Annotated in this window: 19 protein-coding genes; 6 read left to right on the top strand and 13 right to left on the bottom strand. The window is 55.2% G+C overall.

Annotation, left to right across the window (positions count from 1 at the left end; all coding sequences use genetic code 11):
• Positions 1–215 precede the first annotated feature (215 nt).
• The 4 genes from kefF (at position 216) to ACUY4Q_RS20440 (ending at position 3,955) form a co-directional block, all read left to right on the top strand.
• Positions 216–746 (top strand): glutathione-regulated potassium-efflux system oxidoreductase KefF, encoded by a 531-nt coding sequence (gene kefF, locus ACUY4Q_RS20455; protein ID WP_458044511.1) that lies wholly within the window; start codon positions 216–218, stop codon positions 744–746.
• Positions 739–2,601, top strand: a complete 1,863-nt coding sequence (kefC, locus tag ACUY4Q_RS20450) for a glutathione-regulated potassium-efflux system protein KefC (RefSeq protein ID WP_458044510.1) — start codon at positions 739–741, stop codon at positions 2,599–2,601. The genes kefF and kefC overlap by 8 nt, the downstream gene beginning before the upstream one ends.
• A 197-nt stretch (positions 2,602–2,798) precedes the next feature.
• The gene (gene folA, locus ACUY4Q_RS20445) at positions 2,799–3,278 is read left to right on the top strand and encodes a type 3 dihydrofolate reductase (protein WP_458044509.1); all 480 of its coding nucleotides are present in this window, start codon (positions 2,799–2,801) and stop codon (positions 3,276–3,278) included.
• 62 nt (positions 3,279–3,340) lie between these two features.
• Positions 3,341–3,955, top strand: a complete 615-nt coding sequence (locus ACUY4Q_RS20440; protein WP_458044508.1) for a plasmid pRiA4b ORF-3 family protein — start codon at positions 3,341–3,343, stop codon at positions 3,953–3,955.
• Between the two features lie 94 nt (positions 3,956–4,049).
• Here ACUY4Q_RS20440 and apaH read toward each other — a convergent pair whose 3' ends face one another.
• Genes apaH through lptD form a run of 6 tightly spaced genes read right to left on the bottom strand, consistent with a single transcriptional unit; the run spans position 4,050 to position 10,769 of the window.
• Complete coding sequence (gene apaH / locus ACUY4Q_RS20435; protein WP_458044507.1) at positions 4,050–4,898, bottom strand: bis(5'-nucleosyl)-tetraphosphatase (symmetrical) ApaH; 849 nt, start codon at positions 4,896–4,898, stop codon at positions 4,050–4,052.
• 3 nt (positions 4,899–4,901) lie between these two features.
• Complete coding sequence (apaG, locus tag ACUY4Q_RS20430) at positions 4,902–5,279, bottom strand: Co2+/Mg2+ efflux facilitator ApaG/CorD (RefSeq protein WP_458044506.1); 378 nt, start codon at positions 5,277–5,279, stop codon at positions 4,902–4,904.
• Between the two features lie 3 nt (positions 5,280–5,282).
• Complete coding sequence (gene rsmA / locus ACUY4Q_RS20425) at positions 5,283–6,104, bottom strand: 16S rRNA (adenine(1518)-N(6)/adenine(1519)-N(6))-dimethyltransferase RsmA (protein WP_458044505.1); 822 nt, start codon at positions 6,102–6,104, stop codon at positions 5,283–5,285.
• Positions 6,101–7,087 carry a 4-hydroxythreonine-4-phosphate dehydrogenase PdxA gene (gene pdxA, locus ACUY4Q_RS20420; RefSeq protein WP_458044504.1) on the bottom strand — a complete coding sequence of 329 codons (987 nt, stop codon included), beginning with the start codon at positions 7,085–7,087 and terminating at the stop codon, positions 6,101–6,103. Before pdxA ends, rsmA begins: the two co-directional genes overlap by 4 nt.
• The gene (gene surA, locus ACUY4Q_RS20415; RefSeq protein ID WP_458044503.1) at positions 7,087–8,373 is read right to left on the bottom strand and encodes a peptidylprolyl isomerase SurA; all 1,287 of its coding nucleotides are present in this window, start codon (positions 8,371–8,373) and stop codon (positions 7,087–7,089) included. The genes pdxA and surA overlap by 1 nt, the downstream gene beginning before the upstream one ends.
• Before the next feature lie 53 nt (positions 8,374–8,426).
• Positions 8,427–10,769 (bottom strand): LPS assembly protein LptD, encoded by a 2,343-nt coding sequence (gene lptD, locus ACUY4Q_RS20410; protein ID WP_458044502.1) that lies wholly within the window; start codon positions 10,767–10,769, stop codon positions 8,427–8,429.
• A 197-nt stretch (positions 10,770–10,966) separates the two neighbouring features.
• Between lptD and djlA the strand changes: the two genes are divergently transcribed.
• Positions 10,967–11,782 carry a co-chaperone DjlA gene (gene djlA / locus ACUY4Q_RS20405; protein WP_458044501.1) on the top strand — a complete coding sequence of 272 codons (816 nt, stop codon included), beginning with the start codon at positions 10,967–10,969 and terminating at the stop codon, positions 11,780–11,782.
• Between the two features lie 159 nt (positions 11,783–11,941).
• Here the strand turns inward: djlA and rluA are convergent, their stop codons facing one another.
• From rluA to araB, 7 genes are all read right to left on the bottom strand, one after another.
• A complete protein-coding gene (gene rluA / locus ACUY4Q_RS20400; RefSeq protein WP_458044500.1) occupies positions 11,942–12,601 on the bottom strand; it encodes a bifunctional tRNA pseudouridine(32) synthase/23S rRNA pseudouridine(746) synthase RluA in 660 nt (219 codons plus the stop codon).
• An 11-nt stretch (positions 12,602–12,612) separates the two neighbouring features.
• Complete coding sequence (rapA, locus tag ACUY4Q_RS20395) at positions 12,613–15,519, bottom strand: RNA polymerase-associated protein RapA (protein WP_458044499.1); 2,907 nt, start codon at positions 15,517–15,519, stop codon at positions 12,613–12,615.
• 137 nt (positions 15,520–15,656) lie between these two features.
• Positions 15,657–18,014 (bottom strand): DNA polymerase II, encoded by a 2,358-nt coding sequence (gene polB / locus ACUY4Q_RS20390; protein ID WP_458044498.1) that lies wholly within the window; start codon positions 18,012–18,014, stop codon positions 15,657–15,659.
• Between the two features lie 44 nt (positions 18,015–18,058).
• Positions 18,059–18,685: a YdcF family protein gene (locus tag ACUY4Q_RS20385; RefSeq protein WP_458044497.1), complete on the bottom strand. Its 627-nt coding sequence runs from the start codon at positions 18,683–18,685 to the stop codon at positions 18,059–18,061.
• Between the two features lie 140 nt (positions 18,686–18,825).
• Positions 18,826–19,521: an L-ribulose-5-phosphate 4-epimerase gene (araD, locus tag ACUY4Q_RS20380; protein ID WP_458044496.1), complete on the bottom strand. Its 696-nt coding sequence runs from the start codon at positions 19,519–19,521 to the stop codon at positions 18,826–18,828.
• A 51-nt stretch (positions 19,522–19,572) separates the two neighbouring features.
• Entirely contained in the window at positions 19,573–21,075 is a 1,503-nt protein-coding gene (gene araA, locus ACUY4Q_RS20375; protein ID WP_458044495.1) for an L-arabinose isomerase, read from the bottom strand.
• Positions 21,076–21,085: 10 nt separating this feature from the next.
• Positions 21,086–22,780 carry a ribulokinase gene (gene araB, locus ACUY4Q_RS20370; protein WP_458044494.1) on the bottom strand — a complete coding sequence of 565 codons (1,695 nt, stop codon included), beginning with the start codon at positions 22,778–22,780 and terminating at the stop codon, positions 21,086–21,088.
• 336 nt (positions 22,781–23,116) lie between these two features.
• On the opposite strand from araB, the gene araC reads away from it, so the two are divergent.
• On the top strand, positions 23,117–23,962 hold the full coding sequence (gene araC / locus ACUY4Q_RS20365) for an arabinose operon transcriptional regulator AraC (RefSeq protein WP_458044493.1): 846 nt from the start codon (positions 23,117–23,119) through the stop codon (positions 23,960–23,962).
• Positions 23,963–24,073 lie beyond the last annotated feature (111 nt).

Below are 24,073 nucleotides of genomic sequence, written 5' to 3'. Positions count from 1 at the left end.
AGCCGTACAGAGAGAGGTCCTGCCAATGAGCGGGACTTTTTTATTTGGTGATTATATTTAATTCCCTACAGATTATGACTGTTTGCGGGGCGATTAACTGTCTACACTCAAACAAAAAAGTGTGCATACCCGGCATACTTCAAGTCGCAGGCTCGCTGCATTGCCGCCTTTCTGCAACTCGAATTATTCAGGGATGAGTGAAAACAGGTTAATCAATGATTCTTATTATTTATGCGCATCCCTATCCGCAGCATTCGCATGCCAATAAGCGGATGCTTGAACACATAGGGACGCTGGAAGGGATTGAAGTTCGCTCTTTGTATGAGCTCTACCCCGACTTTACTATCGACATTGCGGCTGAACAGGCCGCGCTCGAACGCGCCGACCTGGTGGTCTGGCAACATCCTATGCAGTGGTACAGCACCCCTCCGTTGATGAAACTCTGGATCGATAAGGTTCTTGCCCATGGCTGGGCTTATGGTCATGGCGCGCACGCGCTGAAAGGGAAAAGTTTACTGTGGGCGGTCACCACTGGCGGCGGCGATCGGCATTTTGATATTGGCTCCCACCCCGGTTTTGACGTTCTGGCTCAGCCCTTACAAGCGACCGCCCTCTACTGCGGCATGAAATGGCTGCCGCCGTTTGCGATGCACTGCACCTTTATCTGTGATGATGAAACCCTGCAGGCGCAGGCGCGACACTACAGACAACGTCTTCTCGACTGGCAGGAGGCGTCACATGGATAGCCATAGCTTAATTCAGGCGCTGATTTACTTAGGTGCCGCCGCACTGATCGTCCCTATCGCCGTCAGGCTTGGGCTGGGGTCGGTGCTCGGGTATCTGATCGCGGGCTGTATTATCGGCCCGTGGGGATTGCGCCTGGTGACGGATGCCGAGTCAATTCTGCACTTTGCGGAAATCGGCGTGGTGCTGATGCTGTTTGTCATCGGCCTTGAGCTGGACCCGCGGCGTTTATGGAAGCTGCGCGTTTCGGTGTTTGGCGGAGGTGCGTTACAAATGGCCGCCTGTGGATTGTTACTCGGCGGCTTTTGCATTGCGTTGGGGCTTGCCTGGCCGGTGGCGCTGTTGATTGGCCTGACGCTGGGTCTCTCCTCCACCGCCATTGCGATGCAGGCAATGAACGAGCGTAATCTCACGGTTTCGCAAATGGGGCGCAGCGCCTTCTCGGTGCTGCTGTTCCAGGATATTGCGGCGATTCCGCTGGTGGCAATGATCCCGCTGCTGGCCAGCAGCGGCGCATCCACCACCTTCGGGGCATTCGCATTGTCGGCGCTGAAAGTGATTGGTGCGCTGGCGCTGGTGGTACTGATTGGCCGCTATGTCGCGCGTCCGGCGCTGCGCTTTGTTGCGCGCTCAGGCTTGCGCGAAGTCTTCAGTGCGGTGGCCCTGTTTCTGGTGTTTGGCTTCGGTCTGTTGCTGGAAGAGGCCGGGCTGTCAATGGCGATGGGGGCATTTCTGGCCGGCGTACTGCTGGCAAGCTCTGAATATCGTCATGCGCTGGAAAGCGATATCGAACCGTTCAAAGGGCTGCTGCTGGGGCTGTTTTTCATCGGCGTTGGCATGTCGATTGATTTCGGGACGCTGGTCACGCACCCGCTGCGGATCCTCATCCTGCTGGTGGGATTCCTGGTCATCAAAGCCGTCGTTTTGTGGCTGATTGGTCGACCGTTGGGCGTGCCCGCTAAGCAGCGTCGATGGTTTGCGGCGTTGCTGGGGCAGGGCAGTGAATTTGCCTTTGTAGTCTTCGGTGCCGCCCAGATGGCAGGCGTGCTGGATCCGGAATGGGTTAAAGCACTGACGTTAACGGTGGCGCTCTCGATGGCGGCCACGCCGATCCTGCTGGTGCTGCTTACTCGTCTGGACAAGGCCGATAGCACTCAGACCCGCGAAGCTGATGAAATTGATGAAGATGAACCCCGGGTCATTATTGCCGGGTTCGGCCGCTTCGGCCAGATTGCCGGACGTTTGTTGCTCTCCAGCGGCGTGAAGATGGTGGTTCTCGACCATGACCCGGACCACATTGAAACGCTGCGCAAATTTGGTATGAAGGTGTTTTACGGTGATGCGACCCGCGCCGATCTGCTGGAGTCCGCGGGGGCGGGGAAGGCGGAAGTACTCATTAATGCCATTGACGATCCCGAGGCCAGTTTGCAGCTCACTGAGCTGGTGCAGACGCATTTCCCTGAACTACGAATCATTGCCCGTGCCCGCGACGTCGATCACTACATTCGGCTTCGTCAGGCCGGCGTTGAGACCCCGGAGCGTGAAACATTCGAGGCCGCGTTAAAAGTGGGGCGTATGGCGCTGGAAGGTCTGGGGCTGGGGCGTTATGAAGCCCGTGAACGTGCTGACCTGTTCCGCCAGTTCAACACCCAGATGGTGGAAGAGATGGCGGAAGTAGAAAACGACCCGCAATCCAGAGCCGCAGTCTTCAAACGCACCAGTGCTATGCTGACCGAAATTATTACCGAGGATCAGGCGCATTTGTCAGTGATTCAACGCCATGGCTGGCAGGGAACGGAAGAGGGGCGTCATAGTGGCGATCCTCGTGATGAACCTGAGGTTAAACCTGAGGCATAGCGGGTTGAGTGCTGTAATCGCCGATAGACAGCTAAGATTTTGATTAAGTGGGTGTGGAAAGCCAGGTGTCCGATTTTGCGGCGTGGGTTGGCTTGCAGAATGCGAAAATTTTCGCATTCTTTACCGCGCCGCCAGTCGACGAAAGATTGTGCTTTCCGTATAGTGGCGACAATTTTTTTGCATCCAGGAAATTATCAATGATCAGTCTGATTGCGGCGTTAGCGGTAGATCGCGTCATCGGTATGGAAAATGCCATGCCATGGAACTTACCCGCCGATCTCGCCTGGTTTAAGCGCAATACCTTAAACAAACCTGTCGTGATGGGCCGCCTGACATGGGAGTCTATCGGACGCCCGCTGCCAGGCCGCAAGAATATCGTCATTAGCAGCAAGCCCGGCACTGATGAGCGCGTACAATGGGTCTCCTCTGTTGATGATGCGATTGCCGCCTGCGGCGACGTGGAAGAAATTATGGTGATTGGCGGGGGGCGTGTTTACGAGCAGTTCCTGCCAAAAGCGCAGAAACTTTATCTGACGCACATTGATGCGGAAGTGGAAGGCGACACCCATTTCCCTGATTACGATCCCGACGATTGGGAGTCCGTGTTCAGTGAGTTTAACGATGCTGATGAGCAGAACTCTCACAGCTACTGCTTTGAGATTCTGGAACGTCGCTAATTTGTCAAACCCCGGTGTCGTCATTGCACCGGGAAAATGTACGCAGACCTCTGGAGAATGGAATGAATACATTTTATCAACTCAAAATTACCCTTAAAGATATCGAGCCCGTTATTTGGCGTCGATTTACCGTTCCTTCCCACATAACGCTCGACCGTTTGCATGACGTGGTGCAAATTGTTATGGGTTGGCAAGATAGCCATCTCCATCAGTTTGTTTTCAAAAAACAAATTTTCAATGAACATCCCGAAACGATCAGCGATAACGATGAATCCACGGTTCGCCTGAATACATTGCTCAAGCGTAACGGTAATAAATTAACCTATATTTACGATTTTGGTGACAGTTGGGAACATGAAATTGTTCTCGAAGGTAAAGGTCCTCTCTCAGAAGCTATTCAGCCAGAGATCGAATGTTCGGAAGGGTTGATGGCTTGTCCGCCGGAAGATTGTGGTGGCGCATACGCCTATATGTCTCTTCTTCGTGCCGTATTCGATCCGCAAAACCATGAAGAAGATTATGAGGAATTTCTGAGTATCATCGGGCTGGCTGATATTGAGGTCAGCGATGTTCAGAGCTTTGTGTTCCATTATGACGTTGACTCCGTCAACATGCTGTTAGCTATGTACTCCCGTTGGTCGCGAGACCGTACGCTACCGATGGTGGAAGGCGTCTGATAGAAAAGTTCAGCGCGGTTGATTTGTTCCGCGCTGCTTTCGATGGGTTCTTATCGCTGTGGCAAAGATTTCAGCATTAATGCTAAAGCAACCCCTATGAAGCAACCGCTTCGTCTTCGCCTAAATCCATCTGGCGGTTCGAGGGCTGCACGAACCAGGTTTTATCTTCCCAGCGCAGGCAGGTCAGGTCCCCCCCCCAGCAACAGCCGGTATCCAGCGCATAAATCCCTTCCGGTGTTCCTTTACCTTCCAGCGATGCCCAGTGACCAAACACGATGCTATATTCTTGAGAAACCGGGCCCGGTATGGTGAACCAGGGCTTTAACGGGGCGGGAGCATGCTCAGGAATGTCTTTGCAGTACATATCCAGTTCGCCGTTCGGGAAACAGTAGCGCATGCGTGTGAAGGCGTTACTGATAAAACGCAGGCGCGCCATGCCGCTCAGTTCATTGGACCAGCTGTTAGGATAATCGCCGTACATGCCATCAAGGAAGAACGGATAAGAGTCGCTGGCAAGGATCGCTTCTACGTCCCGTGCACACTGCTGGGCCGTGTCCAGCGCCCACTGCGGTGTTACCCCGGCGTGCGCCATGACCAGTTTTTTCTCTTCATCGACCTGTAACAACGGCTGGCGACGCAACCAGTTAATCAGCTCATCGGCATCCGGTGCTTCAAGTAAAGGCGTGAGTCGATCCTTTGGCTTATTGCGACTGATCCCCGCATACACCGCCAGCAGATGCAGGTCGTGATTGCCGAGCACCAAACGCACGCTGTCGCCTAAGGATTTCACGTAGCGCAAGACGTCCAGTGAGCCCGGCCCACGCGCGACGAGATCACCCGTCAGCCACAACGTGTCCTGGCCTGGTACAAACTGCACCTGATTTAATAATGCGATCAGTTCATCGTAGCAACCGTGAACGTCGCCAATAAGATAAGTAGACATGGATTAATGGATCAGTGTTTGGACGGCAAGCCGGAAGACAGGGATTGCGACGCGGAACGCCTTCCCTTGCGCATCGATCATCTCGTAATGGCCCTGCATGGTGCCCATCGGTGTTTCGATGACGGCGCCACTGGTGTACTGATATTCTCCGCCTGGCTCGATATGTGGCTGGACGCCAACGACACCTTCGCCCTGAACCTCAGTTTCACGGCCATTCCCGTTGGTGATAAGCCAATAACGCTTCAGCAACTGGACAGGGGTTCGCCCCAAATTCCGAAGGGTGACGGTGTAGGCGAATACATAACGTTCATCATTGGGTGAAGACTGAGACTCAATGTAGACACTTTGCACCTGGACACTGATTCGGGGCGAATTGATCATGAGTTAACTCTCCTTCGGTGGCGCGTTATCAGAAACATAATTCGCCAGTTGGCAATATTGCGCAACAGAGATATTTTCCGCACGTTTGGCCGGATCGATTCCCAGCTCAGTCAGCACCTCAACCGTAAACAGGTTACCGAGGCTATTGCGGATGGTTTTACGGCGCTGATTAAAGGCTTCCGTGGTGATTCTGCTCAGCACACGGATATCTTTCACCGGGTACGGCATAGTGGTATGCGGCACCAGGCGGACTACCGCAGAATCGACTTTCGGCGCTGGCGTGAAGGCCGTTGGCGGCACTTCGAGCACCGGAATAACCTGGCAGTAATACTGCGCCATTACGCTTAGTCGACCATACGCTTTACTGTTCGGCCCTGCAACCAGCCGATTCACCACCTCTTTCTGCAACATAAAATGCATGTCTGCAATGGCATCAGTATAGCTAAACAGATGGAACATCAGCGGCGTGGAAATATTGTAGGGCAAGTTGCCGAACACGCGCAGCGGTTGACCCATTTTCTCCGCCAGTTCGCCGAAGTTCATGGTCATCGCATCCTGCTGATAGATAGTCAGCTTTGGCCCGAGGAACGGGTGCGTTTGCAGGCGTGCAGCCAGATCGCGATCCAGCTCGATAACGGTCAGTTCATCCAGACGCTCACCAACCGGTTCTGTCAGTGCTGCCAGACCCGGGCCGATTTCGACCACCGCCTGACCTTTACGTGGATTGATCGCCGAGACGATGCTATCGATCACAAACTGATCGTTGAGGAAGTTTTGCCCGAAGCGTTTACGGGCTAAGTGGCCCTGGTGGACTCTATTATTCATTGAGTATTAACAATCATGGTAATGGCGAGATTAAGCGCCGTAATAAAACTGCCGACATCTGCTTTCCCCTGACCCGCCAGTTCAAGCGCGGTGCCGTGGTCCACAGAGGTACGAATAAAGGGTAAACCGAGGGTGATATTCACGCCACGGCCAAAGCCCTGGTATTTTAGCACGGGCAACCCCTGATCGTGGTACATGGCGAGTACCGCGTCGGCGTTGTCCAGATACTTAGGTTGAAACAGCGTGTCTGCAGGCAGAGGTCCGCGAAGGTCCATGCCCATTGCACGCATTTCGTCGAGAACAGGGATGATAGTGTCTATCTCTTCCGTTCCCATGTGACCGCCTTCACCCGCGTGCGGATTGAGACCACACACGAGAATACGTGGCTGACGAATACCGAACTTCTGTACTAAATCGTTGTGAAGAATGGTAATGACATCGCGCAACAGAGCGGGCGTAATCGCCTCCGACACGGCTTTAATAGGCAGATGTGTCGTTGCCAGTGCGACACGAAGCTCTTCCGTTGCCAGCATCATCACGACCTTATTGACGTGAGAACGCTCTTCGAAAAATTCCGTGTGCCCGGTAAACGGCGTGCCTGAATCGTTGATGACCCCTTTGTGCACCGGACCGGTTATCAGAGCAGCAAACTCATCGTTCAGACTACCGTCGCAAGCACGGGCCAGAGTATCAACGACATACGGGCCATTTTCGACGTTCAGTTGGCCCGGAACGACCGCCGCTTTCAAGGCGACAGGCAATAACGTCAAACTGCCCGCTTGCTGAGCAATGGCGGGCAGGGAGGGGGCATAGTCGCGCAGAGTGAGTGGGAGACCGAGCTGACGGGCTCGCTCGGTCAGTAGCCCGGCATCGGCGCAGACCACCAGTTCAACCGGCCAGTCACGCTGGGCGAGCTGGACGACTAAATCGGGGCCAATCCCGGCGGGTTCGCCGGGAGTGATAACAACGCGTTGTACCGGCATTAATTGCTCAACACTTTAACATACGCGCTGGCGCGCTGTTCCTGCATCCAGGTGGCTGCTTCTTCGGAGAATTTACGGTTCATCAGCATACGGTATGCACGATCTTTTTGCGCCGCGTCGGTTTTGTCGACGTTGCGGGTGTCCATCAGTTCAATTAAGTGCCAGCCGAATGAAGAGTGGACCGGTGCGCTCATCTGACCGCGGCTCAGTTTCATCAACGCATCGCGGAATGCAGGATCGTAGATATCCGACGCTGCCCAGCCGAGATCGCCGCCCTGGTTTGCAGAGCCAGGATCCTGAGAAAACTCTTTCGCTGCGGCTGCAAAGGTGGTTTTGCCGCTCTTAATATCCGCCGCGATTTGTTCCAGTTTCACACGAGCCTGGTCATCATTCATGATCGGCGACGGCTTCAGCAGGATGTGACGAGCATGTACTTCCGTAACGGAAATATTTTTGCTCTGACCACGCAGGTCATTCACTTTCAGAATATGGAAGCCAACGCCGGAGCGGATTGGGCCAATAACATCGCCTTTTTTAGCCGTACTCAGCGCCTGCGCGAAAATAGACGGCAGTTCCTGAATGCGTCCCCAGCCCATCTGGCCGCCTTTCAGCGCCTGCTGGTCTGCGGAGTAGGTGATAGCCAGCTTGCCGAAGTCACCGCCGTTACGCGCTTCTTCAACAATGGATGTCGCCTGGCGTCCTGCTTCATTGACCTGCTCAGAACTTGGGTTTTCCGGCAGTGGAATCAGAATGTGGCTCAGGTTCAGCTCAGTGCTGGCATCGTTCTGATTACCGACCTGCTGAGCGAGTGCATCCACTTCCTGCGGCAGAACGGTAATACGACGGCGCACTTCGTTATTGCGCACTTCAGAAATGGTCATCTCTTTACGAATCTGAGCGCGATAGGTGCTGTAGTTCACACCGTCGTAGGCCAGGCGGCTACGCATTTGATCGAGGGACATATTGTTCTGTTTAGCGATGTTACCGATAGCCTGATCGAGCTGCTCATCGGTGACTTTGACGCCCATTTTGGTCGCCATTTGCAGAATGATTTGATCCGTAATCAGACGTTCCAGAATCTGATGGCGCAGCGTTGCGTCATCAGGTAACTGCTGACCCGCCTGACCTGCGTTGAGTTTCACGGATTGCATCAGACCATCAACGTCGCTTTCGAGCACCACGCCGTTATTGACGACGGCGGCGACTTTATCAACAACCTGTGGTGCAGCGAAACTGGTATTCGCAACCATAGCGATACCGAGAAGCAGCGTTTTCCAGTTCTTCATACCTTTTCCATTTCAATTAACCGCAATGCGGATTACGTTGCAAATCAACTACATCATAAAGAGCTACGGTACGGCAGAATGTTAGACCGCAGCATCTGCTGCGTGCCCAAACCGTAATTCGAGCTCAAACCGCGCAACTCAATGTTGAAACCGATGACGTTGTCATACTTGCTTTGGTTGTTTTCCCAGCCGTTGATCTTGCGTTCATACCCAACGCGAAGGGCATAACAGCAGGAGTTATACTGCAGACCCAACATCTGGTCGGCAGGTTTGCTTGTGTTGGTGTCGTAATAATAAGCGCCGACGACAGACCAGCGGTCGACGACCGGCCAGCTTGCAACCACACCCACTTGCGAGATCCCATCTTTATACTGTTCTGTTGTCGCATAGTTTGGCAGCGTGGCCTGAATGTATTCCGGGCTGGCGTAGCGGTAGCTAAACTGCACCAGACGGTCTTCATCACGGCGATACTCAACGGCAGCGGTACTGTTGGCAATGTTGTCCAGGCGTGTGTCGTACTGCACGCCGCCACGTAAGCCCCAGCTATCGGAAATACGCCAATAGGTATCACCTGCCCACACCAACGAACCTGTTTTGCTGTCTTTCTCCCAATTTATATTGTCATCGCCGGTGCGTGACTCAGTGAAATAGTAGATTTGACCAACAGAAACGTTAAAACGTTCAACAGAAGCGTCATCATAAACGCGAGATGTGACGCCGGAGGTAACCTGGTTCGCTGACGCGATACGATCCAGACCGCCATAAACGCGATCGCGGAACAGGCCGCTATAGTCCGACTGGAGCAATGACGAGTCGTAGTTGTTGATGTGGCTCTGGTCGCGATACGGTACGTAAAGGTACTGCGCGCGCGGCTCCAGCGTCTGGGTATAGCCGCTGGCAAAGGACATGTCGCGTTCGAAAATCAGTTTGCCATCGACTTTAAACTGCGGCATGACGCGGTTAACAGACTCTTTATAATCCGTGCCGTTAGCGGTGTTGTAATCATCAACATTGGTTTGCTGATAGTGGGTCGCCATTAACTTGGCTTCCGTATTCAGGCTGCTCCATGCATTCGACAACGGCAGATCGAGCGTTGGTTCCAGATGAACACGCGTCGCTTCCGGACGGCTGGAGTTCGTATTCACAAAATTAACGGCTTGCCCGTAAATACGCGCATCGAACGGACCGAGATCGTTTTTATAGTAGTTCACATCCAGCTGCGGTTGAGCGGAGTAGGAGTTACTGTTGGTACGATCAAAAACCTGGAACTGTTTGGTCGATACGGTGGCGTCAAAGTTATCAATCGCATAGCCAAGGCTGAATTTTTGCGTGGCGTAACCATCGGTACTGGAACCGTATTTCGATGAAAAATCATTGAAGTAGCTTGGGTCACTGACTTTGGTGTAATCGACATTGAAACGCCAAACTTGATCCATCACGCCGAAGTGATTCCAGTAGAACAACCAACGATGGCGGTCGCCTTCCGTAGGGTGTTCATCCTGATAGACATCATCTGAAGGCAGATAATCAAATTCAACCAGACCGCTGCCCGCCTGGGTTAAGTAACGGAACTCGTTCTGCCACTGAATGTTGCCACGTTTTTGGATGTAATGCGGCGTAATGGTGGCATCGAAGTTAGGCGCGATGTTCCAGTAATACGGCAGGTAAAACTCAAACGAGTTGTTGGTGCTGTATTTAGCATTGGGGATCAGGAAACCTGAACGGCGTTTATCGCCAACCGGCAACTGCAGGTACGGGCTATAGAAAATAGGTACCGGGCCGAGCTTAAAGCGCGCGTTCCAGATCTCTGCCACCTGCTCTTCACGGTCATGGATCACTTCGCTACCCACCACGCTCCAGGTATCTGAACCCGGCAGGCAGGAAGTAAAGGTGCCGTTATCCAGAATGGTATAGCGATTGGCGCCACGCTGTTTCATCAGGTCAGCGGTACCGCGGCCCTGACGACCCACCATCTGGTAGTCACCTTCCCAGACGTTGGTATCTTTGGTATTCAAATTCGCCCAGGCTTTAGGACCTTTCAGGATGACCTGGTTATCGTCGTAGTGCACATTACCCAGTGCATCCACCGTACGAACCGGGGCAGTCTGGCCATCAGCCTGCTGCTGATGAAGTTGCACCTCATCAGAACGCAGTCGACTATTACCCTGATTAATATCTACATTGCCGCTGAACACAGCATCGTCAGGGTAATTGCCTTTCGCATGATCGGCATTAATGGTAACAGGCAGATTGTTAGTATCGCCTTCAACCAAAGGACGGTTATAGCTGGGTACGCCAAGCATACATTGCGAGGCGAGATCGGCTGCCAACCCTTGTTGAGTGTAGAGGGCAGTACCAATCATTGTGGCCAGGAGGGTGGGAATACGTTTTTTCATACGTTGTATTTGTTGTTCCGTCATCTGTGGCTTTACGCTGGCAAACGGTCAGAGACTAACGTACTCATCTTCGCTGCGCTAGTTTTAATCCTGCCCGTTTTCGAGCCAGGTGAGAGAAGACTGTACCTGTGCACGGCATAGAATGACGGGTATGATAAAGCAAATTTTAGCCGACGGCATGACGATTTGGGGAGTATATGCAGTATTGGGGTAAAGTGGCGGGTTTGGTCATCGCTCTGATCATGGGCGGAGGCTTTTGGGGCGCGGTCCTCGGGCTATTAATTGGCCATATGTTTGATAAGGCTCGCAGCCGCAAAATGGCGTGGTTTGCCAATCAGCGTGAACGCCAGTCGCTTTTTTTCGCCACCACCTTTGAGGTGATGGGGCATCTGACCAAATCGAAAGGGCATGTCACTCAGGCAGATATCCAGGTCGCCAGCTTATTCATGGACAGAATGAATTTGCACGGGGATTCGCGTACGGCGGCGCAACAGGCCTTTCGAGTCGGTAAAGCGGATAACTACCCGCTACGCGAGAAAATGCGCCAGTTCCGCAGCGTCTGCTTTGGGCGTTTCGACTTAATTAGGATGTTTCTGGAAATCCAGATTCAGGCGGCGTTTGCCGATGGTTCACTGCACCCGAACGAACGTGAAGTGCTGTATGTCATCGCCGAAGAGTTAGGCATTTCCCGCACCCAGTTCGATCAGTTCCTGCGCATGATGCAGGGTGGCGCGCAGTTTGGTGGCGGGTATCAGCAGCAGCAAGGCGCTGGTGGCTGGCAACAGGCACAACGCGGCCCGACGCTTGAAGATGCGTGTAACGTGCTCGGTGTGAAGCCAACCGACGACGCAACGACGATCAAACGCGCGTACCGTAAGCAAATGAGCGAACACCACCCAGACAAACTGGTGGCGAAAGGGCTGCCACCAGAGATGATGGAGATGGCGAAGCAAAAAGCGCAGGAAATTCAGAAGGCCTACGAGCTGATTAAAGAGCAAAAAGGCTTTAAGTAGATTAACGGGCTATTTTACTTGCCATTTTGAACCTGGGCAGTGCTCACCGCAGTCACGTACTACGTGTACGCTCCTGCGTTTGCGCGCTGTCCGAGTCCAAACTGGCTGCGACAATGACGCCCTCAGCATTTATTTCTTGCTGACCACTTCATCCGTTTGCTAAAAATCCACCGGGGCTTTAAACGTCATGCTATTGCCAAATGTCGGGTGGGTGATGGTCAGGATCTCTGCATGCAGCAGCAATCGCGGGGCCAGCGCCAGCGCTTCTGGCGTCGCGTAGAAGCGGTCACCCAGAATCGGGTGACCCAGTGCCAGCATGTGCACGCGCAGCTGATGGGAGCGCCCGGTAATCGGCTTGAGCCGGACCCGCGTCGTATTGTCAGAGGCAAACTCCAGCACCTCATACTCCGTTTGCGCCGCCTTACCGGTCTCAAAACAGACTTTCTGCTTTGGACGATTCGGCCAGTCGCAAATTAACGGCAAATCTACCAACCCTTCTTCCTTTTCCAGGTGCCCCCAGACGCGAGCCACGTACTGTTTCCTGGGCTCGCGCTCGCGGAACTGCCGCTTAAGCTCACGCTCAGCGGCTTTGGTCAGCGCCACTACAATCACGCCACTGGTCGCCATATCCAGACGATGCACCGACTCCGCCTGCGGAAAATCACGCTGCACGCGCGTCATTACGCTGTCTTTGTGCTCGTCCAGACGGCCCGGCACGGACAGCAGGCCGCTCGGCTTGTTGACCACCATGATATGTTCATCCTGATACAGAATGACCAGCCAGGGATCCTGAGGCGGATGGTAGGGCTCCATTAACATAACCTGCTCCGTTACTGATGCGTCACGACGATGAGACGCAGCGCATCAAGACGCCAGCCTGCCTGCGACAGGCTTTCCAGCACCTGCTGACGATTGCTCTCAATAGCCGAAAGTTCGTCATCACGGATGTTGGGGTTCACCGCTCGCAGGGCTTCAAGGCGAGAGAGCTCGGCAGACAGCTTCTCATCGGCTTCGGTTTTCGCCGCTTCGATAAGCGCCAGTGCGGCTTTCTCCACCTGAGCTTCGCCTTTCTGCAGGATGGTATGCACATCCTGATGCACTGCATTCACCAGTTTGCTGCCGGTGTGACGGTTGACCGCACTGAGCTGGCGGTTAAAGCTTTCAAACTCCACCTGGCCTGCGAGGTTCGTCCCGTTTTTATCGACCAGCAGACGGATTGGCGTCGGCGGCAGGAAGCGGGTTAACTGCAGCTGTTTCGGTGCCTGCGCTTCAACCACGTAAATCAGCTCAAGCAGCAGAGTGCCGACGGGCAGCGCTTTGTTCTTCAGCAGCGAAATGGTGCTGCTGCCCGTGTCGCCGGAGAGGATCAGGTCCAGACCGTTACGGATCAGCGGATGTTCCCAGGTAATAAACTGCGCATCTTCGCGAGACAGCGCCACATCACGTTCAAAGGTGATGGTGCAGCCATCTTCCGGCAGACCGGGGAAATCCGGCACCAGCATGTGATCTGACGGGGTCAGAACAATCATGTTCTCGCCACGATCGTCCTGGTTGATGCCGACGATATCGAAGAGGTTCATGGCAAAGTTAATCAGGCCGGTGTCGTCGTCCTGTTCCTCAATGCTGTCTGCCAGCGCTTGCGCTTTTTCGCCGCCGTTAGAATGAATCTCAAGCAGGCGGTCGCGGCCTTGTTCAAGCTGCGCCTTCAGCGCGTCGTGCTGCTCACGACAGCTTTTGATCAGCTCATCAAAACCTGCGGTCTCTTCCGGAGAAGCCAGGTAGCCGATCAGGCTGGCGTGAACCTGGTCATAAATTGCGCGGCCGGTCGGACAGGTGTGCTCAAACGCATCCAGCCCTTCGTGATACCAGCGTACCAGCACCGACTGGGCGGTTTTTTCGAGGTAAGGCACGTGGATCTGAATGTCGTGTGCCTGGCCAATACGGTCCAGGCGGCCAATACGTTGTTCCAGCAGATCCGGGTTGAACGGCAGGTCGAACATCACCAGATGGCTGGCGAACTGGAAGTTACGTCCTTCAGAGCCGATTTCCGAGCACAGCAGTACCTGCGCACCGCTGTCTTCTTCACCGAACCAGGCCGCCGCGCGGTCGCGTTCGATGATGGACATACCTTCGTGGAAGACGGCGGCACGAATACCTTCGCGCTCACGCAATACCTGCTCCAGTTGCAGCGCGGTGGCCGCTTTTGCGCAGATCACCAGCACTTTTTGCGAGCGATGGCTGGTCAGGTAACCCATCAGCCACTCAACGCGGGGGTCGAAGTTCCACCAGGTGCCGGTGTCGCCTTCGAACTCCTGGTAAATCTGCTCCGGGTAGAGCATGTCGCGTGCGCGGTCTTCCTGACTTTTGCGGGCACCCATGATGCCAGAGACTTTAATCGCGGTCTGGTACTGCGTCGGCAGCGGCAGCTTGATGGTGTGCAGTTCGCGTTTCGGGAAGCCCTTCACACCATTACGGGTGTTACGGAACAGCACGCGGCTGGTGCCGTGGCGGTCCATCAGCATCGCAATCAGCTCCTGACGTGCGGCGTCGGCGCCGTCACGGTCGCTGTTGGCGGTTTGCAGCAGTGGCTCGATGTCCTGCTCGCCAATCAAGTCGCTCAACATATTCAGATCGGCATCGCTGAGGCGTTTGCCTTCCAGCAACATGGCGACCGCATCCGCAACCGGGCGGTAATTCTGTTGCTCATCAACGAACTGGGCGAAATCGTGGAAACGGTTTGGATCCAGCAGACGCAGGCGAGCAAAGTGGCTCTCCAGCCCGAGCTGTTCCGGTGTGGCGGTCAGCAGCAACATCCCCGGCACGCGTTCGGCCAGTTGCTCAATCGCCAGATATTCGCGGCTTGGCGCATCTTCGCTCCAGACAAGATGGTGCGCTTCATCGACCACCATCAGATCCCACTCTGCATCGCAGAGGTGCTCCAGGCGCTGCTTGTTACGACGTACAAAGTCGAGAGAGCAGATGACCAGTTGTTCAGTTTCAAACGGGTTGTCCGCATCGTGCTGGGCTTCGGCATAACGCTCATCGTCAAACAGCGCAAAGCGCAGGTTGAAGCGACGCAGCATTTCCACCAGCCACTGATGCTGCAGGGTTTCCGGCAGCACGATAAGGACACGTTCAGCGGCCCCGGACAGCAACTGCTGGTGCAGGATCATCCCGGCTTCAATGGTTTTCCCTAAGCCGACTTCATCAGCCAGCAGCACACGCGGCGCGTAACGGCGTCCGACATCATGGGCGATGTGCAACTGATGGGGAATCAGGCTGGTACGCTGACCACGCAGACCGCTCCACGGCATGCGGTACTGCTCGCTCTGGTATTTACGTGCGCGATAACGCAGCGAGAAGCGGTCCATACGGTCGATTTGACCGGCAAAGAGTCGATCCTGCGGTTTGCTGAACACCAGTTTGCTGTCGAGCATCACCTCGCGCAGCATAATGCCCGCTTCTTCTGTATCCAGACGCGTTCCGATATAGGCGAGCAGGCCGTTTTCTTCTAATACTTCTTCGATGCTCATCTGCCAGCCTTCGTGGCTGGTCACCGTATCGCCCGGATTAAACATGACACGCGTGACGGGGGAGTCGCTGCGTGCGTAAAGACGGTTTTCTCCGGTCGCAGGGAAAAGCAGAGTAACCGTTCGCGCATCCATCGCAACGACGGTACCAAGTCCAAGTTCGCTTTCCGTGTCGCTGATCCAGCGTTGACCAAGTTTAAAAGGCATAAATGAACTCTATATCTCAAATTGCAGGCAATAGTTCGTCACCGTCTGAGGAGCAGGCGGGCGTCTAATGTTGGGGGCCAGGAATAGAAAGGGCGCTATGGTACTGGATGGCAATGATTTCGTCATCATGCATTGCGTCAAAACAGTCCCATTTGCCCTGTCAGTAGTGTAGCAAAATCATCGTCGGTGAAGGGTAAGATTCCATCGGCAACCGGCATAAGTTGTTTCGTTAAATAGTGATCGTAGTCCAGCGGCGAGTGCTGATAGTCGACCGGTTCAGGCCCTTGCGTGGTCCAGACATATTTGATGGTTCCGCGATTTTGATACTGCGCAGGTCGCCCTCGCTTCAGGTTCTCTTCATCCGCCAGACGTGCGGCGCGCACATGGGGCGGAACATTGCGCTCATACTCTGCAAGCGGCCTGCGCAGGCGCTTACGGTAAATCAACTGATTGTCTAACTCACCGTCCATCAATTGCTTAATCGTCTCGCGTACATAGTCCTGATAGGGCTCATTGCGAAAGATGCGCAGGTAAAGTGCTTTCTGAAACTGCTGCGCCAGCGGCGTCCAGTCGGTACGCACGGTTTCCAGCCCTTTGAACACCATGCGCTGCGTGTCACCTTCCTGAATCAGCCCCGCATAGCGCTTTTTACTTCCCTGCTCAGTGCCGCGTATGGTGGGCATGAGAAAGCGGCAGAAATGCGTTTCAAATTCCAGCTCCATGGCGCTGTTCAGGTTCTGAGCCTGCAGATGGGTCGTCCACCAACTGTTCACATGTGCAACCAGTTCACGGCCAATGCGTGCGGCGTCTTCCTCGCTATGGGCCTTTTTCAGCCAGACGAAGGTCGAGTCAGTATCGCCATAAATCACGTCGTAGCCCTGTTGCTCAATCAGCGCTTTGGTCTGGCGCATGATCTCATGCCCGCGCATGGTGATCGAGGACGCAAGGCGAGGATCGAAAAAGCGGCATGCGCTGGTGCCGAGTACGCCATAAAAGGCATTCATAATGATCTTCAGCGCCTGCGAGAGCGGCTTATTGCCGGTGCGTTTTGCTTCGTCGCGCCCGTGCCAGATCTGACCGACGATGTCGGGCAGGCAGTGGGTCTGCCGGGAGAACCAGGCACCAAGGAAGCCCTCGGTGCTATGTTCAATATCGGGTTTCGCCATCCCTTCAACCAGCCCAACGGGATCGATAAGAAAAGTGCGAATGATTGAGGGATAGAGGCTTTTATAGTCGAGCACCAGCACTGAGTCATACAGACCGGGGCGGGAGTCCATCACGTAGCCGCCGGGGCTGGCCTGCGGTGGCACATCGCCGAGGTTAGGCGCCACGTAGCCTGCGCGGTGCATACGCGGGAAATAGAGATGGCTGAACGCCGCAACGGATCCACCGTGCCTGTCGATCGCCAGGCCATTGACCGTGGCGCGCTCGAGCAAAAATGGCATGATCTCCGTTTTGTGGAAAATGCGTGTCACCAGCTCGCAATCCTTCAGATTGTAGGTGGCGAGCGCCGGTTTGTTCTCGGCGAAACGACGATCGATCTCATCCATACGATCCCACGGGTTATCAATGGCTTTGCCTTCTCCCAGCAGCTCTTGCGAAACCGATTCGAGAGAGAATGACGAGAACGACCAAAATGCCGATTTCAGGGCATCAATCCCATCAACAATCACCCGGCCGGTCGCCTGAGCGAAAAAGACGCCGTTTTTAAAGCCGTGTTCGCGCCATTCCAGTGCGGTATTGCCGCGCCCAAGCAGCAAGGGGATGCGGTAGCGTTCGGCGCTTTTTTGCAGCACCCGCAGGTCGAACTGCACCACGTTCCAGCCGATGAGCACATCCGGATCGTGCTCGGCGAACCATGCGTTGAGCTTTTCCAGCAGTTGCGGGCGGCTGTTAACATACTCAAGATGGAAATCGAGCCCGCTGGCATCGCCGTTCGCCGGGCCGAGCATATAAACCGTGCGCTGCCCACAGCCTTCGAGCCCAATGCAATAGAGTTCGCCGTGGCGGGTGGTTTCGATGTCCAGTGAGACCCATTTCAGCGCGGGGCGGTAATCCGGGTGCGGTTTTAGCCGGGCATTGACGAAGCGCCCGTTTTGCTCCTCGCCATCGACCCAGACGGGGGCGGTAATATAGCGTTCCATCAGAAAACGTTCAGGAGGGCGTATGTCGGCTTCATACACCGTCACGCCGCCCTCGCGCAGTAGCTTTTCATAGCGCATCAACTGGCGGTGTGCCCGGCAATACAGGCCGTGTACCGGCTGACGGTGGAAGTCCAGAAGTTGCAGAGGCGAAAGGCGAAAATGCGTTTCACCGCTGAGCAGGCGTTGGGCCTGCGTAACCTGGGAAGAGGGAATAAAGGCGACCGACTCCTGCGGCGGCAAAATGACCTGCAGTGGCCCGTTGTCCGTTGCCAGCCAGAATTCCACCTCGGTGCCCTGCGGCGTGTCTCGCCAGTGCCGGGTCAGTAAAAAGCCTTCTCGCGCTTGCGCCACACCATTCTCTCATCCAGTTCGTATCGGCGAGATTATAGCCTGGATTATTCGTGAGTACTGATTTTTTGTACAGGTATCACCGGGACGTAGCGCAGGATGCGGTAACCCGTGTAATAAAAGGCTTCACGCAGTAAAAAGGGAAATTGGGTCGACCAGGTTTGATAACGGCTGGCGGTGACCGGAGAAGACCAGCTCTCAATGCGGTTATCCCAGGCGATCATTTGCATGCGCAGCATATGCAACGGATCGCTCACCAGCAGGGCGGTTTTCAAACCATGCTGATGCATGAGCTCTGCGGCATTGCGCAGATTCTCCCGCGTGATGGTCGACCGCTCTTCAATAAGAATCGCCGCTTCCGGAACCTCTTTCGCCATCACGTACTCTTTTGCCACCGCCGCGTCAGAATGCGTCGCACCGCGGCTCAGGCCGCCGGTCAGAATCAGCGAACCGACAACGCCCTCGTGGTATAGCCAGACGGCATGATCCAGCCGCGCTTTGAAAACAGCACTTGGTTGGTCACCGTTAATACCTGCGCCTGCAACAATGGCGCAATCGGCATGGCGCGTTTGATCCTGTTTGCTGAACCGCCAGATTGCCGTCGCGTTGTAGGCGATAACAATGAACGCAGTGAGAGCAGCTAATAGCGTGAGTTTGAGTATGCCTTTACGCATCGCGTTGAATCCTTCGAGACCCGTCAGCCGACAACGTTACCCTTTATCACTACAGATTCAACATTCGCGAAGACAACAGGTGAAAATTCGGAATAGGCAAAGAGATAAGCGAAGCATAACGCTTCGCTTATAAAGGAAGATTACTGCCCGTAATAGGCTTTTGCGCCGTGTTTACGCAGGTAGTGTTTGTCGAGCAGGGTCTGTTGCATAGCGGGCAGTTCTGGCGTGAGCTGACGGCAGAAGATACCCATATAGGCCACTTCTTCCAGCACGATGGCGTTATGGACGGCATCGTCGGCATTTTTACCCCAGGCGAACGGCCCGTGGGAATGCACCAGTACTCCCGGCATCTGTGCCGGATCGATTCCCTGAGTTTTGAAGGCCTCCACAATGACGTTGCCGGTTTCCCACTCGTACTCGCCGTTGATTTCTGCATCGGTCATCTTGCGCGTACAGGGAACGGCACCGTAGAAATAGTCCGCATGGGTGGTGCCGGTTGCGGGGATGGACTGCCCGGCCTGCGCCCAGATGGTGGCGTGGCGCGAGTGCGTGTGGACAATCCCGCCAATACTCGGGAAGGCCTGGTAGAGCAGGCGATGAGTAGGGGTGTCGGAAGAGGGTTTTTTGTTCCCTTCCACCACGTCGCCGGTTTCCAGACTCACCACCACCATATCCTCAGCGGTCATCACGCTGTAGTCGACCCCTGAGGGCTTGATGACCAGCACGCCGTGCTCGCGGTCCACCGCACTGACGTTGCCCCAGGTCAGCGTCACCAGATTGTGTTTTGGCAGGGCGAGGTTGGCCTCCAGTACCTGCTGTTTGAGATTCTCTAACATGCTTTCCTCCAGGAAAAAGCGGCCTGCCGGAGCAGGCCAGGTGTTCCCCTGTTAACGTTTGGAGCCGTAATACACTTCGTTCCAGCGCAGCGCGTCTTTGAAAGCGGGCAGGCGGGTGTCGTTGTCGATAACAGCAAGCTCGATACCGTGCAGTTCGCTGAACTGACGCATATCGTCCAGGGTCAGAGAGTGGCTAAAGACGGTGTGGTGCGCGCCACCGGCGAGGATCCAGGCCTCAGAGGCGGTTTGCAGATCCGGCTGCGCTCTCCACAAGGCGTTGGCCACCGGCAGCTTCGGCAGGGCGTGCGGCGTTTCAACGGCATCGACGCAGTTCACCAGCAGACGGAAACGATCGCCGAGATCGATAAGGCTCGCATTAATGGCCGGCCCGGTTTTGGTGGAGAAGATCAAGCGCGCCGGATCGGCTTTGCCGCCAATGCCGAGGTATTGCACGTCGAGGATCGGTTTTTCATCCAGCGCAATGGTCGGGCAGACTTCGAGCATATGCGAGCCAAGCGCCAGATCGTTGTTCTCTTCGAAGTGGTAGGTGTAATCCTCCATGAAGGAGGTGCCGCCCTGCAGACCGGTCGACATCACCTTCATGATGCGAAGCAGAGCGGCAGTTTTCCAGTCGCCTTCGCCCGCAAAGCCGTAGCCCTGCTGCATCAGGCGTTGAACCGCCAGACCCGGAAGCTGTTTCAGGCCGTGTAAATCTTCAAAGGTGGTGGTGAATGCATGGAATCCACCCTGTTCGAGGAAGCGTTTCATCCCCAGTTCTATGCGTGCGGCATCAATCACGTTCTGGCGTTTGTCGCCGTTTACCTGAGCGGCGGCGGTCAGGCGGTAGCTGCTTTCATACTCGTCCACCAGCGCGCTAATATCCCCCTCGCTGATGTCATTCACCACCTGCACCAGGTCGCCAACGGCCCAGGTATTGACGGAGAAACCGAATTTGATTTGTGCCGCCACTTTATCGCCGTCGGTCACCGCCACTTCACGCATGTTGTCGCCGAAACGACACACTTTCAGGTGACGAGTATCCTGTTTAGAGACGGCCTGACGCATCCAGGCACCAATGCGTTGATGGGCTTTTTTATCCTGCCAGTGACCGGTGACGACGCCGTGCTGCTGACGCATACGCGCACCGATAAAACCGAACTCGCGGCCACCGTGCGCGGTCTGGTTGAGGTTCATAAAGTCCATATCAATGCTGTCCCACGGCAGGGCGGCATTGAACTGAGTGTGGAATTGCAGCAACGGTTTATTGAGGATGGTCAGGCCGTTAATCCACATTTTGGCCGGCGAGAAGGTGTGCAGCCATACCACCATTCCGGCGCATTTGTCGTCATAGTTGGCGTCACGACAGATGTTGGTGATCTCATCCGGCGTGGTGCCAAGTGGCTTGAGCACCAGTTTGCAGGGCAGTTTGGCTTCGGCGTTCAGCGCGTTAACCACTTGCTCGCCATGCTGTGTCACCTGACGCAGCGCTTCAGGTCCGTACAGGTGTTGGCTGCCAATCACAAACCAAATTTCATAATTATCAAAAATCGTCATTACCGTGTCCTTAGTGAGTGAGCGCTGCCTGGGTTGCTGGCGCGGCTACCGGGAGATAGTGAAGCTCTGCGCTTTTCGCCCATTGCTGGTAGCGGCGATAGAGCTGTTCAAAGCGTTGGGCCTGCGCGGATGCGGGCTGTAGCGTATTTTCAATCTGGCTGGCCATCTGCTGTTGCGCGCTCGGGATATCAGCGTGAACGCCAGCGGCGACGGCGGCAAAAATGGCTGCACCCAGGGCACAGCACTGGTCGGAGGCGACAATTTGCAGTGGGCGGTTAAGCACGTCGCAGCAGGCTTGCATAATGACCGGGTTTTTGCGGGCAATGCCGCCCAGCGCCATGACGTTGTCAACGGCGATTCCCTGCTCGGTGAAACACTCCATAATGGCGCGGGCACCAAAAGCGGTGGCGGCAATCAGCCCACCAAAGAGGGCCGGAGCGTCGGTGGCAAGGTTTAGATCGGTGATGACCCCCTTCAGCCGCTGATTCGCATTCGGCGTACGGCGGCCATTGAACCAGTCCAGCACGACCGGCAAATGTTCCAGCGACGGGTTTTTCGCCCACGCGGCGGTCAGTGCGGGCAGAAGGTGTTTCTGACTCTCTTTAATCTGAGTTTTCAGTTCCGGGTGCTGCGCTGCCAGTTGCTCCAGCGGCCAGCCGAGCACGCGGCCAAACCAGGCGTAGATGTCACCGAAGGCGGATTGTCCGGCTTCGAGACCAATAAAGTCCGGCACCACGCTGCCGTCTACCTGCCCGCAGATGCCTTTCACCGCGCGGTCGCCCACGCTGGGTTTATCCGCAATCAGGATGTCGCAGGTCGAGGTACCAATCACTTTCACCAGCGTATTCGGCTGCGCCCCGGCGCCGACAGCGCCCATATGGCAGTCAAAGGCACCGCCCGAAATCACTACCGCTTCAGACAAGCCCAGCCGCTGCGCCCACTCCGCCGTCAATGTACCCACCGGTAAATCGGCGGTGAACGTCTCGGTAAAGAGCGGGGTCGGCAGATGCTTGTTGAGCAGCGGGTCCAGGTCGTCAAAGAAGCTTGCCGGTGGCAGGCCGCCCCAGCTTTCATGCCACAGGGATTTATGCCCGGCGCTGCAGCGTCCACGGCGGATATCCTGGGGGCGCGTGGTGCCAGAGAGCAGGGCTGGCACCCAATCGCACAGCTCAATCCACGAAGCGGCTGCCTGGGCGACGTCTTTATCCGCACGGGTGACGTGCAGAATTTTGGCCCAGAACCATTCGCTGGAATAAATACCACCGATATAGCGTGAGTAGTCCGTCTTGCCTGGCGCGTGGCACAGGGCGGTGATCGCCTCTGCCTCTTCGACTGCGGTATGGTCTTTCCACAGCACGAACATGGCGTTGGGGTTGTCGGCGAACTCCGGACGCAGGGCCAGCACGCGGCCCTCGGCGTCAATGGGGGCAGGGGTTGAACCGGTGCTGTCAACGCCAATGCCTTTTACATCCTGACGTTGGGTGTCGGTGAGTTGCGCCAGCACGGCTTTGATAGCCGCTTCCATCGACTCAATGTAGTCACGGGGGTGGTGGCGAAAGCGGTTGTGGGCGGCGTCGCAGTAGCGACCTTCCTGCCAGCGGGGATACCACTCAACGCTGGTGGCGATTTCCTCTCCTGACTCGCAGTCTACGGCCAGTGCACGTACTGAATCGCTACCAAAATCGAGGCCAATTGCAATTGCCATCGTGTTGCTCCATGAAGAATTACCTTATGGAGAAACATAGTGATCGGCTGAAAAAAGCGTCAGGCTGTATTCGCTAATCTTATGGACTAAAATGCTATGTAAGTGCAAAGTGTGACGCCGTGCAAAAATTCGATGTGGACATTACTGCCGCCTTTATAGACACTTTGGTTGGCCCATTCCATGCGAATAACATGCGCTAAACTGGCATAACTGCTTTTATCTGGCGGGGTTAAAAGTGACGATGAATTCCTTGTGCCCGGTCAAAATGCGTGGGGAATGAAGCGCGTATCAATATGGACAATTGGTTTCCTGACCGATAACCGGAGTATTGCGTTTATGGCTGAATCTCAAAACGATCCACTGCTGCCTGGCTACTCATTTAACGCCCATCTGGTGGCGGGATTAACCCCCATTGAGTCGGAAGGTTACCTCGATTTTTTTATCGATCGCCCGCTGGGCATGAAGGGCTACATTCTGAACTTTACTATCCGCGGTGAAGGGGTCATTGATAATCACGGCAAGCAGTACGTCTGCCGCCCGGGCGATATGCTGCTCTTTCCACCCGGTGAAGTTCACCACTATGGTCGCCACCCCGATGCCAGCGAATGGTATCACCAGTGGGTCTATTTCCGCCCCCGCGCCTACTGGCATGAATGGCTAAGCTGGCCGACTATCTTCGCGCAAACCGGATTCTACCGCCCGGATGAACAACATCTGGCCCAGTTTAGCGAGCTGTTCGGGCAGATTATCGACGCCGGGCAGAGCGCGGGGCGCTACGCGGAACTGCTGGCTATTAATCTGCTGGAGCAACTACTGCTGCGGCGTATGGATGCCATTAACGAATCCCTGCACCCGCCGCTGGATAACCGCGTGCGCGATGCCTGTCAGTACATCAGCGACCACCTGGCCGATAACCATTTTGATATTGCAGGTGTCGCACAGCATGTCTGTCTTTCGCCCTCGCGCTTATCGCATCTGTTCCGCCAGCAATTGGGCGTTAGCGTGCTGAGCTGGCGTGAAGATCAGCGCATCAGCCAGGCGAAATTACTGCTCAGTACGACGCGCATGCCCATTGCCAGCGTCGGGCGCAACGTGGGGTTTGAGGACCAGCTCTATTTCTCGCGGGTGTTTAAAAAATGCACGGGGGCCAGCCCCAGTGAATTTCGTGCAGGATGTGAATAAACGGTAAAGAAGCGCAATGAATTGCGCGGGTGAATAACACACTCGCTAAACTATTCGGATAATGGAAGATTGACCCTTATGGTTCGGCTCTGGACAATCCCGGCGTCGTTA

Source organism: Phytobacter cepae (genome assembly GCF_054165735.1).
The sequence above is the reverse complement of the archived record's forward strand: the minus strand, read 5'-3'. Positions and strand labels throughout refer to the sequence as shown.

Bases quoted from the DNA above. Each gene is read 5' to 3' on its own strand.
- pdxA (WP_458044504.1), bottom strand. From the start codon at position 7,087: ATGCCGGTACAACGCGTTGTTATCACTCCCGGCGAACCCGCCGGGATT.
- araD (WP_458044496.1), bottom strand. From the start codon at position 19,521: ATGTTAGAGAATCTCAAACAGCAGGTACTGGAGGCCAACCTCGCCCTG.
- araC (WP_458044493.1), top strand. From the start codon at position 23,117: ATGGCTGAATCTCAAAACGATCCACTGCTGCCTGGCTACTCATTTAAC.
- djlA (WP_458044501.1), top strand. From the start codon at position 10,967: ATGCAGTATTGGGGTAAAGTGGCGGGTTTGGTCATCGCTCTGATCATG.
- lptD (WP_458044502.1), bottom strand. From the start codon at position 10,769: ATGAAAAAACGTATTCCCACCCTCCTGGCCACAATGATTGGTACTGCC.
- rluA (WP_458044500.1), bottom strand. From the start codon at position 12,601: ATGTTAATGGAGCCCTACCATCCGCCTCAGGATCCCTGGCTGGTCATT.
- araB (WP_458044494.1), bottom strand. From the start codon at position 22,780: ATGGCAATTGCAATTGGCCTCGATTTTGGTAGCGATTCAGTACGTGCA.
- surA (WP_458044503.1), bottom strand. From the start codon at position 8,373: ATGAAGAACTGGAAAACGCTGCTTCTCGGTATCGCTATGGTTGCGAAT.
- ACUY4Q_RS20385 (WP_458044497.1), bottom strand. From the start codon at position 18,685: ATGCGTAAAGGCATACTCAAACTCACGCTATTAGCTGCTCTCACTGCG.
- araA (WP_458044495.1), bottom strand. From the start codon at position 21,075: ATGACGATTTTTGATAATTATGAAATTTGGTTTGTGATTGGCAGCCAA.
- ACUY4Q_RS20440 (WP_458044508.1), top strand. From the start codon at position 3,341: ATGAATACATTTTATCAACTCAAAATTACCCTTAAAGATATCGAGCCC.
- apaG (WP_458044506.1), bottom strand. From the start codon at position 5,279: ATGATCAATTCGCCCCGAATCAGTGTCCAGGTGCAAAGTGTCTACATT.
- rapA (WP_458044499.1), bottom strand. From the start codon at position 15,519: ATGCCTTTTAAACTTGGTCAACGCTGGATCAGCGACACGGAAAGCGAA.
- apaH (WP_458044507.1), bottom strand. From the start codon at position 4,898: ATGTCTACTTATCTTATTGGCGACGTTCACGGTTGCTACGATGAACTG.
- rsmA (WP_458044505.1), bottom strand. From the start codon at position 6,104: ATGAATAATAGAGTCCACCAGGGCCACTTAGCCCGTAAACGCTTCGGG.
- kefF (WP_458044511.1), top strand. From the start codon at position 216: ATGATTCTTATTATTTATGCGCATCCCTATCCGCAGCATTCGCATGCC.
- kefC (WP_458044510.1), top strand. From the start codon at position 739: ATGGATAGCCATAGCTTAATTCAGGCGCTGATTTACTTAGGTGCCGCC.
- folA (WP_458044509.1), top strand. From the start codon at position 2,799: ATGATCAGTCTGATTGCGGCGTTAGCGGTAGATCGCGTCATCGGTATG.